This window comes from Geodermatophilus sp. URMC 61 (assembly GCF_052931555.1).
Genome location: NZ_JBRFHZ010000002.1, coordinates 5,289,506 through 5,301,061, shown reverse-complemented (window position 1 = coordinate 5,301,061; position 11,556 = coordinate 5,289,506). Strand labels below are relative to the sequence as shown.

Sequence of the window (11,556 nt, the reverse complement as noted above, 5' to 3'; positions counted from 1 at the left end):
GTGCCGGCCGGTGAGCTCGCGAGCTCGCTCACAGCGGGCGCTCGTAGCTCGCCCACGCGACGTGCGACTCGTGCAGCACGACGGTGATCCCGGCCAGGTCGCGGGCCCCGTCCCCGAGGGCGCCGGCGTGCACCCGGTCGGCGAGCCGGTCGGCGACGACCCTGGCGAGGAACTCCGTGGTTGTGTTGACGCCGGCGAAGGCGAGGTCGTCGTCGAGGTTGCGGTGGTTCAGGTCGGCCAGCACGGCTCCCAGCTCCCGGGCCGCGAGCCCGATGTCCACGACGATGCCGTCGGCGTCCAGATCAGCACGGCGGAAGGTCGCGTCCACCACGTACGTGGCCCCGTGCAGCTGCTGCGCCGGGCCGAACACCTCCCCCCGGAGGCTGTGCGCGACCATCACGTGGTCACGGACGGTGACTGCGAACAACGTACTGCTCCTCTCCGGCGGGCTCAGCCCTCCCCGTAGGCGACCCGCACGCACAGCGCCCGGTGTCCGTCGTCGGCCAGGTCCCGCAGCACCGCGGGCAGGTCCCGGAAGGCGATCTCCTCGGTGACCAGCGCGTCGAACGCCGGGTCGGCCAGCAGGCGCAGGGCCAGGGCGAGCCGGTCGCCGGTGCTGCGGCGCGCGCGCCGGGCCGGGGCCACCGTGCCCACCTGGGTGCTGCGCACGGCCAGGCGCCGGGAGTGGAACGGCCCGCCGAGCGGCACCGTCACCGGGCGGTCGCCGTACCAGCTCAGTTCGACGACCTCGCCCTCGAAGGCGAGCAGCTCCAGGGACCGGGCCAGCCCGGCCTGCGTGGCGCTGGCGTGCACCACCAGGTCGCACTCGCCCGCGGCATCGCCGGGGAGGGCGAACCGCACGCCGAGGGCGTCGGCGACGGCGGCGCGGGCCGGGTCGACGTCGACCAGCTCGACCTCGACCCCGGGGAAGCGCGCCAGCACCGCGGCGACGCTGCAGCCGACCATCCCCGCCCCGACGACGGCGATCCGGTCGCCGACCAGCGGGGCGGCGTCCCACAGCGCGTTGACCGCGGTCTCCACGGTGCCGGCGAGCACGGCCCGGGTCGGCGGCACGTCGTCGGGCACCGGGGTCACCGCCGCGGCCGGCACCACGTAGCGGGTCTGGTGCGGGTGCAGACAGAACACCACCCGGCCGCGGAGCCCGGCGGGCCCGCGCTCGACCACCCCCACGTTGAGGTAGCCGTACTTGACCGGTCCCGGGAAGTCGCCCTCCTGGAACGGGGCCCGCATGGCCGTGGACTGGCTCTGCGGGACGCCACCGCGGAAGACGAGGGTCTCGGTGCCCCGGCTGACCCCGGACCAGAGCGTCCGCACCTCGACGTCGTCGGGGCCGGGCCGGGGCACGGCGACGGGACGGATCTCGCCCTCGCCCGGGGCCCGGATCCAGAAGGCGTACGCCGGTGGGTCCACGTCCGCCTCCCAGGTCCTCGCCGCGGAGTGTGTCCGTGCCGGGGACGGCCTGGCTAGAGTCCAACGGGTGACCGGAGCCCGGTCGCGGACCCGGCAGCAGCTGGCCGTCGCGGCAGGTGCCCAGGTCGTCCTGCTCGCCGTGCTGTCGGTCGGGGTCGGCCTGGGCCCGGTGGGCTGGCTGGCCGGCAGCGCCTGCCTCGTCGGCCTGTGCGTGCTGCTGACCGCCGCCACCCAGCGGGCCGGGGTCGCCGCGCTGGGCCCGGCCGACCTCGTCACGCTCACCCGTGCGGTGCTGACCGGGGGCGTGTGCGCCCTCGTCGCCGACGGGCTCCGGGACGGCGCCCCCGCCACCGGACCCCTCGTCGTGGTCGCCTCCGTGGCCCTGGTCCTCGACGCGGTCGACGGCCGGGTCGCGCGGCGCAGCGGGACGGCGTCCCCGCTCGGCGCCCGCTTCGACATGGAGGTCGACAGCTTCCTCGTCCTGGTGCTGAGCGTCCCCGTCGCCGTGCTCCTGGGCCCGTGGGTCCTGGCGATCGGGCTCATGCGCTACGCCTTCGTCGCGGCGAGCTGGTGGCTGCCGTGGCTGCGCTCGCCCCTGCCGACGCGGTACTCCGCCAAGGTCGTCGCCGCGCTGCAGGGCATCGCGCTCGTCGTGGCCGCCGCCGACGTCCTGCCGCGCCCGTGGGCCGCCGCGCTCGTGGCAGTCGCGCTGGCGTTCCTGGTCTGGTCCTTCGGCCACGACGTCGCCTGGCTGCGCCGCTCCGCCGGGGGGCGCGCCCCGACGTGGGTGACCTCCACCCTCGCCGGTGCGCTGGTGCTCGCCGCCCTCGTCGCCCCGAACGAGCTCACCGCGCTGAGCCCCGGGGCGTTCCTGCGCATCCCCGCCGAGGGCCTGGTCGCCGTCGCGGTCCTCCTCGCGCTGCCGTGGCGACACGGGCGGGTGGTCGCGGCCGTCGCCGGGGTGGCCCTCGGCCTGCTGACCGTGCTGAAGGCTCTGGACCTGGGGTTCTCCGCGGTCCTCGCCCGCCCGTTCGACCCGCTGACCGACTGGACGGCGTTCGCCCCCGCCGTGGAGTTCCTCAGCGGCTCCACCGGCCGTGTGGCCGCGATCGCCGCCGTCGTCGTCGCCGTGGTCACCGCTGTCGCCGTCGTCGTCCTCGTGACGGGGGCGGTGCTGCGGCTGGGCCGCCTCGTGCACCGGCGGCGGTCCGCGGCGGCCCGCTCCGTCCTGGTGCTCGGCACGGCGTGGGTCACCTGTGCGGTGTTCGGCACGCAGCTGGTCCCGCACGTGCACGTGGCCGCGGCCAGCACCGCCACCCTCGTCCGCGACCGGGTGGTCCAGGTGCGGGCCGACCTGCAGGACCGGCAGGCGTTCGCGGCGCAGGTCGCGGCCGACGCGTTCCGCGACAGGCCGGCGGCGGAACTGCTGACGGCACTGCGCGGCAAGGACGTCGTCGTGGCCTTCGTTGAGAGCTACGGGCGCAGCGCCGTCCCCGCCCCGCAGGTCGGCGCCGTCCTGGAGGACGGCCGTCGCCGGCTCGCGTCGGCCGGCTTCTCCGCCCGGAGCGCCCTGCTCACCTCACCGACGACGGGCGCCTACAGCTGGCTGGCCCACGCCACCCTGCTGTCGGGCACGTGGGTCGACAGCCAGCACCGCTACCGCGACCTCGTCTCCGGGGACCGGCTGACCCTCACCCGTGCCTTCCGCGACGCGGGCTGGCGGACCGTGGCCGTCATGCCGGGCACGACGCGGGCCTGGCCCGAGGCGGCCTTCTACGGCCTGGACCGGGTGCTCGCCGCGGACGACCTGGGCTACCGCGGTCCGGACCACGGCTGGCCCACCATCCCCGACCAGTACACGCTGGCCGCCTTCGAGCGCCTGGAGCACGGCCGGGCGGACCGTCCGCCGCTGATGGCGGAGATCGTCCTGGCCAGCAGCCACTCGCCGTGGCAGTTCGTCCCCCCGGTCGTCGACTGGGACGAGGTCGGGGACGGCTCGGCCTTCGCCGCCTTCCCCCCGGCGGACGGGGCTCCGGAGCGGGAGCGGTACCGCGACGCGGTCGCGTACTCGCTGGCCTCCCTGCTCTCCTGGGTCGAGACGCACGGGGACGACGACCTGGTGCTGGTCGTCCTCGGTGACCACCAGCCCTTCCCGGTGGTCACCGGCGACGGCGCCGGTGCCGACGTGCCCGTCAGCGTCGTCAGCCGCGACCCCGCCGTCCTTGACCGGATCGCCGGGTGGGGTTGGCAGGAGGGCCTGCGGCCGGGTCCGCGGGCGCCGGTCTGGCGGATGGACGCCTTCCGCGACCGGTTCCTGACCGCGTTCAGCTCGTGAGGCGGGCGACGGCGGCGTCGATCCGCTCGTCGGTGGCGGTGAGCGCCATGCGCACGTGCCGCGCGCCCGCCGGGCCGTAGAAGGAGCCCGGAGCGGCCACGACCCCCAGCCCGGCCAGCCAGTCGATCGTCGCCCAGCAGTCCTCGTCGCGGGTGACCCACAGGTACAGCCCGGCCTCGGAGTGGTCGATCCGGGCGCCGGCGGTCCGGACGGCGGCGGCCAGCCGGTCGCGGCGGGCGCGGTAGCGCTCCCGCTGCTCGTCGACGTGGGCGTCGTCGGCCAGCCCGGCGGCCATCGCGGCCTGCACCGGCGTGGGCACCAGCAGCCCGAGGTGCCGGCGCACCTCCCACACGCGGCGGACCAGCGCCGGGTCGCCCGAGAGCAGTCCCGCGCGGTAGCCCGCGGCGGTCGACTGCTTGGACAGCGAGTGCACGGCGAGCAGCCCGGTGTGGTCCTCGCCGGTGATCGCCGGGTGCAGGACCGAGTGCGGCTCGACGTCCCAGCCGAGGGTCACGTAGCACTCGTCGGCGACCACCGGAACGCCGTGCGCCCGGCCCCACGCCACCCAGGCGCGCAGCTCGTCGTCGGTGAGCACCCGGCCGTGCGGGTTGCCCGGGGAGTTCAGCCACACCAGGACCACGCCGGCGGCGTCGTCCGGCGGGGTGTCGGTGCGCCGCACGGCGAGCCCGGCCAGCACCGCGCCCACCTCGTAGGTCGGGTAGGCGACCTCGGGGATCAGCACCGTGCCGGCACCGCGCAGCCCGAGCAGGGTCGGCAGCAGCGCGACGAGCTCCTTGGACCCGACGGTGGGGATCACCGAGGGGACGGCGCCGAGCGGGTCGGCCAGCCGCACGCCCAGCCGCCGCTCCAGCCACCCGGCCGCCGCGCTCCGCAGCTCGGCGGTGCCCAACGCGGTCGGGTACCCCGGCGCGTTGCCCGCACCGGCCAGGGCGGAGGCCAGCAGCTCAGGGGTGTCGTCGACCGGCGTCCCGATGGAGAGGTCGACGACACCGCCGGGGTGCCGGGCCGCCTTGGCCCGGGCTCCGGCGAGCGAGTCCCAGGGGAAGTCGGGCAGCCGGCCGGCCGCCGTCCCCGGGGTGGTGGTGGTCAGTGACCCTCACCCTGCGGCGGCAGCGCGGCGACGAGCGGGTGGTCCTTGCCGATCCTGCCGGTCTTGGCGGCGCCACCGGGGCTGCCGAGGTCGGAGAAGAACTCCACGTTGGCGTTGTAGAAGTCCTTCCACTTGTCCGGGACGTCGTCCTCGTAGTAGATGGCCTCCACGGGGCACACCGGCTCGCAGGCGCCGCAGTCGACGCACTCGTCGGGGTGGATGTAGAGCATCCGGTCGCCCTCGTAGATGCAGTCCACCGGGCACTCGTCGATGCACGCCTTGTCGAGGACGTCGACGCAGGCCTGGGTGATGACGTAGGTCACGGGTGTTCCCTCCCGGGGACGTGCGGGGCTGCTCCGCCGGCGCCACGGCCGGTCGTCTCTGCCCTCAAGTATGGCCCGTGGGGCTCCGGCGAAACGGGACGGGTGGCGCGGCGGCCCCGGCGGGGGAGGACCCCACCGGATGGCGTCCCACGCGGACGGCGCAGGATCGGGCCGTGGGACAGAGCCGGTCACCCCTCGACGTCGCGGGCCTCGAGCTCCTGGCCACCCGGGGCTGGCGGGGCACGGAGGAGGCCCCGCTGGGCGAGTGGCTGCTGCGCGCGGGGGGCGGCTTCACCGGCCGGGCCAACTCCGCGCTGGTCGTCGGGGACCCCGGCATGCCGCTGCCCGACGCGGTGGACGCCGTCACGCGCTGGTACACCCACCACGGGCTGCGGCCGTGCGCGATGCTGCCGGGCCGCCAGTCCCGCGCCGCCGACGCCGCCTTCGCCACCGCCGGGTGGGAGCGCGACGAGGACGTGCTGGTGCTGACCGGACCGCTCGTGCCGGCGTCGGCCGACGGCGTCCCGGTGGCCCTCTCCCCCGAGCCGGACGACGCCTGGCTGATCGGCTACCGGCACCGCGGTCGGCCGCTGCCGCCCGCCGCCCGCGCCGTGCTCGTCAACGCCGAGGACGTCGTCTTCGCCTCGGTGCGCCTCGACCCGCCGCCGGCCCCACTGGCCGCCGTCGCCCGCGGGGTGGTCACCGACGACTGGCTCGGCGTCGCCGCGGTCACCGTCGAGGAGCGGTACCGCCGGCAGGGGCTGGCGACCGCCGTCATGGCCGCGCTGCAGCGCTGGGGCGCCGACCGCGGCGCCTCCTGGGTGTACCTGCAGGTGTCGGCGTCCAACGCCCCGGCACGGGCGCTCTACCGGCGGGCGGGCCTCATCGAGCACCACCGCTACCACTACCGGTACGCACCGGCCTGACGCCGTCCCGCGGCGCGGCCAGCACCTTCCCCACGGCGAAGGCGGCGGCCACGACACCGGCCAGCAGGAAGGCCAGCGAGAGGAACCCCAGGACCCCGCCGCCGACGAGCAGCAGGTCGCCCTCCGGACGGCGCAGGCTCGCCCCGACCGCGATGACCAGCCACACCACGGCGGGCAGCACCGCGGCCAGGCGGGACCCGGTCAGCCGCGCGGCCAGGCCGACCAGCAGCAGGTTGCCGACCACCGCGGCCACCACCGACACGGGCACGGGGACGCCGACCACCCGCAGCGGCAGCCAGAAGACCTCGACCAGCGCCAGCCACGCCGCCAGCACGGTGACCAGCAGCGCCGCCCCGAGCCTCCGGATCACGCGTCCAGGCCGGCGAACAGGTCGTCCTCCCAGCCCTCGGGTGTTCCCGCCGGGCCCCGCTGCCCGCGCACCAGCCGGTAGTACTCGGTGCCGAGGACCTCCTGGCCCAGGTTGTTCGACAGGGCGAAGAACGGGCCGTCGACGGTGATCTGGGTGGCGTGCGCGCGCATCGCGGCGTCCTTGCGCCCGGCGTGCGCCCGGCCGTCGACCGCCGCGGCGACCAGCTCGTCGGGGACGACGAACGGCACCTCGTCCACGTCCCCGAGGGACTCGAACGGCGAGGCCTCCCCCAGCGCGGCCATCGCCTCGATGCCCTGGCGCATGACCGAGCGCGGCACGCAGGCCCAGTAGACCTTCGCGACCTCCCACGCCCCGCCGAGGTCGGGGCGGTAGGCGGGGTCGGCGGCAGCGTCCACGGCACGCATGGCGACGCGGTGCGCCTGGATGTGGTCGGGGTGGCCGTAGCCGCCGTCCTCGTCGTAGGTCACCACGACCTGCGGCCGGACCTCGCGGACGACGGCGACGGCGTGCGCCACCGCCTCGTCGAGGTCGGCGTTCCAGAAGGCGCGCGGCTTCTCGTTGGCCGGCGTCCCCATCATCCCGGAGTCCCGGTAGCGGCCCGCGTCGCCGAGGAAGCGCCAGTCGGTGACGCCGAGGGCCTCCATCGCCGCCCGCAGCTCGGCGATCCGGTACCCGCCCAGCTGGTCGGCGTGGTCGGCGGCCAGCAGCTCCAGCTCGGGCACCAGCACCTCGCCCTCCTCACCGAGGGTGCAGGTGAGCAGGGTGACCGAGGCTCCCTCGGCGACGTAGCGGGCCATGGTGGCGCCGTTGTTGATCGTCTCGTCGTCGGGGTGGGCGTGCACCAGGAGCAGCCGTCTCTCAGCGATCACGGTGGGCCATTGTCCCCGGGCTGCCCGAGCCGGGGGACGCGCACCCGCGGTGTCGTGCCCGCGTGGGCCCCGGAGGGGTCCGCGAAGGGTGCGACGGCGGGGCTCAGCGCCGGCCGGGGACGGCACGTGGCCGCGGTGCCGGCCGGCAGGCCGGCGGTGTCATCGCCTCACTCGGTCGGGACGACGGTGCGGGCCTCGGCGAAGTGGCAGGCCGAGGGGTGGCCCTGACCGCGGTCGACCAGCGCCGGGGCCTCCTGGGCGCAGACGTCCTGGGCCTTCCAGCAGCGGGTGCGGAACCGGCAGCCCGACGGCGGGTTGGCCGGGCTGGGCACGTCGCCCTGCAGCAGGATCCGGTCCTTCTGCCCGCGCAGGTGCGGCTCGTGCAGGGGCACCGACGACAGCAGCGCCTGCGTGTAGGGGTGCGACGGCGAGCCGTAGACCTGCGCGTCGGTGCCCTCCTCCACCACGCTGCCGAGGTACATGACCGCCACGCGGTCGGAGATGTGCCGGACCACCGACAGGTCGTGGGCGATGAACAGGTAGGACAGGCCGAACTCGTCCTGCAGGTCCTCGAGCAGGTTCACGACCTGGGCCTGCACCGAGACGTCGAGCGCCGACACCGGCTCGTCGCAGACGATGACCTCGGGCCGCAGCGCCAGCGCCCGGGCGATGCCGATGCGCTGCCGCTGCCCCCCGGAGAACTGGTGCGGGTAGCGGTTGACGTAGTCGGGGTTGAGCCCGACGCGGTCGAGCAGTTCCTGGGTGCGCTGCAGCCGGCCCTTCTTCGGGGCGACGTCGGCGTGCACGGCCCAGCCCTCGGCGACGATGTCGCCGACGGTCATCCGCGGGTTCAGCGAGGCGTACGGGTCCTGGAAGATGATCTGGACCTCGCGCCGGTAGTCCTTGAGCGCGCGGCCGTTCATCCTCGCGACGTCGCGGCCCTTGTAGAGGATCTGCCCGGCGGTCGGCTTCTCCAGGGCCACCAGGAGCTTCGACACCGTCGACTTGCCGCAGCCGGACTCGCCGACCAGGCCCACGGTCTCGCCGCGGCGCATGGTGAGGTCGACGCCGTCCACGGCCCGGACGTGGCCGATGGTCCGCTTGAAGACGACCCCCTGGGTGAGCGGGAAGTGCTTCTTCAGGCCGCGGATCTCCAGCAGCGTCTCGCCGGGGGTCGACGCGGCGCGGGACGCGCCGGTCGTGGGCTCAGACACCGAGGACCTCCTCGCTGTAGTGGCAGGCCGCCTCACGGCCCGGGACGACCAGGCGCAGCGGCGGGACGTCGGTGGCGCACTCGCGGCCGGGCGCCGCCTCGGCCCCGAGCCGGCGGCGCGAGCAGCGCGGGTGGAACGGGCAGCCGCTGGGGATCGCCGCCAGGTTCGGCGGCTGCCCGACGATCGGCTGCAGCCGGCCGCCCTTGGCCTCCACCTGCGGCACCGAGCTCATGAGGCCGTCGGTGTACGGGTGCGCCGGGTTGCTGAAGACGTCGTCCACGGTGCCCCGCTCGACGATCCGGCCGGCGTACATGACCGCCACGTTGTCGGCGACCTCGTTCACCACGCCCAGGTCGTGGGTGATGAGGACCAGGCCCATCCCGGTGTCGCGCTGCAGGTCCTCGAGCAGGTCCATGACCTGCGCCTGCACCGTGACGTCGAGGGCGGTCGTGGGCTCGTCGGCGATGAGCACCCGCGGGTCGAGCGCGATCGCCATCGCGATCATCACGCGCTGGCGCATGCCGCCGGAGAACTGGTGCGGGTAGTCGTCCACGCGGGACGCGGCCGCGGGGATGCGCACCCGGTCCATCAGCTCGATCGCGTGCTTCCTGGCGTCCCGCTTCGACATCCCGCGGTGCGCGCGGAACATCTCGCCGATCTGGTAGCCGACGCTGTAGACGGGGTTCAGCGAGGACAGCGCGTCCTGGAAGATCATCGAGATCCCCGGGCCGCGGACCTTGCGCTGCTCCTCGGGCGAGAGCTTGAGGAGGTCCTCGCCCTGGAAGTAGATCCCCCCGCCGGTGATGACCGCGGGCGGGCTGTCGAGGATCCCCATGATCGCCTGCGCGGAGACCGATTTGCCGGAGCCGGACTCGCCGAGGATGGCCAGCGTCTCGCCCTCGGCGAGGCTGTAGCTGATGCCGTTGACGGCGTTCACCACGCCGGAGCGGGTGCGGAACTCCACGTGCAGGTCGTCGACCTCGAGCACGGGCGCCCCGACGCCGGCGCCGGGCACGGGAGAGGTGGACAGGTCGGGTCGGGTCATGCGCGCTGCCTCGGGTCGAGGGCGTCGCGCAGGGCGTCGCCCATCATGATGAAGGCCATCACGGTCAGGGTCAGGATCGCGCTGGGGAACAGCACCAGGTGCGGCGCGCTGCGGAACAGGGACTGGCCGGCCTCGATCTGCAGGCCCCAGGAGATGGCCGGGCGCTGCAGGCCCACCCCGAGGAAGGTCAGGGTGGCCTCCGCGGCGATCATCACGCCGATGGTGATGGTCGTGTAGACGAGGACCGGTGCGACCGCGTTCGGGAGGATGTGCCGGACGAGGATCCGGCGGTTGGACGCGCCCATCGCCCGGGCCGCGGCGACGTAGTCGGAGCTCTTCACCGCGATCACCTGCGAGCGCACCAGCCGCATGGCCGTCATCCAGCTGAAGGCGGCCAGCGCGATGGCCACGGCCACCACACCCCGGCCCAGGACGCCGCTGCGCAGCACGACGATCGCGCCGAGGATGAAGGGGACGGCGTAGAAGATGTCCGTCACCCGGGACAGGACGCTGTCGACCGCTCGGCCGTAGAAGCCGGAGACGGCACCCACGACGATGCCCAGCAGCAGGATGACGAGCACCGCCAGCAGGCCGATGACCAGCGAGTTGCGCGCCCCGTACACGACGTTGGCGAGGTAGTCGCAGCCCTGCTGGTCGAACCCGAACCAGTGCTCGGCCGACGGCTTCTGCTGGCTGTTGGCCAGGTTGCAGTCGCGCGGGTCGGCGCCCCGGGCGAAGACCTGCGGGAACAGGGCCATCAGGAGGAAGAGCACCCCGAGGAGGGCGCCGATCCAGAAGAGGACGTTGCGGCGCAGTTCGCCCCAGGCGTCGCTCCACAGGCTGTTCTGGCGCTCCTGGGTGACGTCGACCGAGGGGCTGGCCAGACCGGTCGTGGTCCCGGCCGTGACCTCGTCGTGGCGGAGGTCGGCCTGCTGCTGGTCAGTCATAGCGGATCCTCGGGTCGAGGACGGCGTAGAGCACGTCGACGACCAGGTTGAAGAAGATGAAGAAGAAGACCAGCAGCGTGACGATCCCGACGACGACGGCGCCCTCCTGGGCGCGCACCGAGTCGAAGATCGCCCGTCCGATCCCGGGCAGGTTGAACACCGACTCGGTGACGATGGCGCCGCCCATCAGCGTGCCGATGTCGGCACCGATGAAGGTGACGACGGGGATGAGGCTGTTCCGCAGGGTGTGCCGGAGGATGACCGCCCGGTTGGGCAGCCCCTTGGCCCGCGCCGTCCGCACGTAGTCGGCGCGCATGTTCTCGGCGACGCTGGTGCGGGTCAGGCGGGCGACGTAGGCCAGCGAGCCGCCGGCGAGGACCAGCCCTGGGAGCAGGTAGCTGTACCAGCCCTCGCCCGCGCCGGAGATGGGGAACCAGCCGAGCTCGAGGCCGAAGACGAACTGGGCCACGAAGGCGAGCACCAGGATGGGGACGGACACCACCACCGTGCTCGACACCAGCACGAGGTTGTCCAGGAACCCGTTGCGACGGATGCCCGCGAGCACGCCGGCGGTCACGCCGATCACGATCTCGAGCAGGATCGCGACGGTGGCCAGTCTGATCGTCACCGGGAGACGCTGCTCGATCGTGTCGAGCACCGGGCGGCCGCGGAAGTCGGTGCCGAGGTCACCCTGCAGCAGGTCGCCGACGTACTTCCCGTACTGGATGACCAGCGGGTCGTTGAGGTTGAACTCCTCGCGCAGCTGCGCGACCACGGCCGGGGACAGCGGGCGGTCGCCGCCGAGGGCGCGGATGGGGTCACCGGGCAGGGCGTACACCATCGCGAAGATCAGGAACGAGGCGCCGATCAGGACGGGGATGGTGAGCAACAGACGGCGCGCTATGTAGCGGCCCATGTTCCCCCTCGGGTCGTCGTGGCACCGGGATCATCCGAGGCCACGGAG

12 protein-coding genes are annotated in these 11,556 nt (G+C 74.4%); 2 read left to right on the top strand and 10 right to left on the bottom strand.

What is annotated here, in order from left to right; all coding sequences use genetic code 11:
* Window positions 1–28: 28 nt before the first annotated feature.
* The gene (locus ACU610_RS24890) at window positions 29–427 is read right to left on the bottom strand and encodes a 6-pyruvoyl trahydropterin synthase family protein (RefSeq protein WP_446770364.1); all 399 of its coding nucleotides are present in this window, start codon (window positions 425–427) and stop codon (window positions 29–31) included.
* A 23-nt stretch (window positions 428–450) separates the two neighbouring features.
* Window positions 451–1,431, bottom strand: a complete 981-nt coding sequence (locus tag ACU610_RS24885) for a zinc-dependent alcohol dehydrogenase (RefSeq protein WP_446770363.1) — start codon at window positions 1,429–1,431, stop codon at window positions 451–453.
* A gap of 67 nt (window positions 1,432–1,498) precedes the next feature.
* On the opposite strand from ACU610_RS24885, the gene ACU610_RS24880 reads away from it, so the two are divergent.
* Window positions 1,499–3,766 carry a CDP-alcohol phosphatidyltransferase family protein gene (locus ACU610_RS24880; protein WP_446770362.1) on the top strand — a complete coding sequence of 756 codons (2,268 nt, stop codon included), beginning with the start codon at window positions 1,499–1,501 and terminating at the stop codon, window positions 3,764–3,766.
* Here ACU610_RS24880 and dapC read toward each other — a convergent pair.
* Entirely contained in the window at window positions 3,756–4,841 is a 1,086-nt protein-coding gene (dapC, locus tag ACU610_RS24875) for a succinyldiaminopimelate transaminase (protein ID WP_446770756.1), read from the bottom strand. The genes ACU610_RS24880 and dapC overlap by 11 nt on opposite strands.
* A 32-nt stretch (window positions 4,842–4,873) precedes the next feature.
* Window positions 4,874–5,200, bottom strand: a complete 327-nt coding sequence (gene fdxA / locus ACU610_RS24870; protein WP_446770361.1) for a ferredoxin — start codon at window positions 5,198–5,200, stop codon at window positions 4,874–4,876.
* A gap of 173 nt (window positions 5,201–5,373) precedes the next feature.
* Here fdxA and ACU610_RS24865 point away from each other — a divergent pair, with 173 nt between their 5' ends.
* The gene (locus tag ACU610_RS24865) at window positions 5,374–6,126 is read left to right on the top strand and encodes a GNAT family N-acetyltransferase (RefSeq protein ID WP_446770360.1); all 753 of its coding nucleotides are present in this window, start codon (window positions 5,374–5,376) and stop codon (window positions 6,124–6,126) included.
* On the opposite strand, the gene ACU610_RS24860 is transcribed toward ACU610_RS24865, so the two are convergent.
* From ACU610_RS24860 to ACU610_RS24835, 6 genes are all read right to left on the bottom strand, one after another.
* A complete protein-coding gene (locus ACU610_RS24860; RefSeq protein WP_446770359.1) occupies window positions 6,083–6,496 on the bottom strand; it encodes a hypothetical protein in 414 nt (137 codons plus the stop codon). The two genes, ACU610_RS24865 and ACU610_RS24860, sit on opposite strands and share 44 nt — an antisense overlap.
* Window positions 6,493–7,386 (bottom strand): N-acetyl-1-D-myo-inositol-2-amino-2-deoxy-alpha-D-glucopyranoside deacetylase, encoded by an 894-nt coding sequence (gene mshB, locus ACU610_RS24855; RefSeq protein ID WP_446770358.1) that lies wholly within the window; start codon window positions 7,384–7,386, stop codon window positions 6,493–6,495. Before mshB ends, ACU610_RS24860 begins: the two co-directional genes overlap by 4 nt.
* A 167-nt stretch (window positions 7,387–7,553) precedes the next feature.
* Complete coding sequence (locus ACU610_RS24850; protein WP_446770357.1) at window positions 7,554–8,600, bottom strand: ABC transporter ATP-binding protein; 1,047 nt, start codon at window positions 8,598–8,600, stop codon at window positions 7,554–7,556.
* A complete protein-coding gene (locus ACU610_RS24845; protein WP_446770356.1) occupies window positions 8,593–9,645 on the bottom strand; it encodes an ABC transporter ATP-binding protein in 1,053 nt (350 codons plus the stop codon). The genes ACU610_RS24850 and ACU610_RS24845 overlap by 8 nt, the downstream gene beginning before the upstream one ends.
* Complete coding sequence (locus ACU610_RS24840; protein WP_446770355.1) at window positions 9,642–10,592, bottom strand: ABC transporter permease; 951 nt, start codon at window positions 10,590–10,592, stop codon at window positions 9,642–9,644. The genes ACU610_RS24845 and ACU610_RS24840 overlap by 4 nt, the downstream gene beginning before the upstream one ends.
* The gene (locus ACU610_RS24835) at window positions 10,585–11,508 is read right to left on the bottom strand and encodes an ABC transporter permease (protein ID WP_446770354.1); all 924 of its coding nucleotides are present in this window, start codon (window positions 11,506–11,508) and stop codon (window positions 10,585–10,587) included. The genes ACU610_RS24840 and ACU610_RS24835 overlap by 8 nt, the downstream gene beginning before the upstream one ends.
* Between the last annotated feature and the right edge of the window lie 48 nt (window positions 11,509–11,556).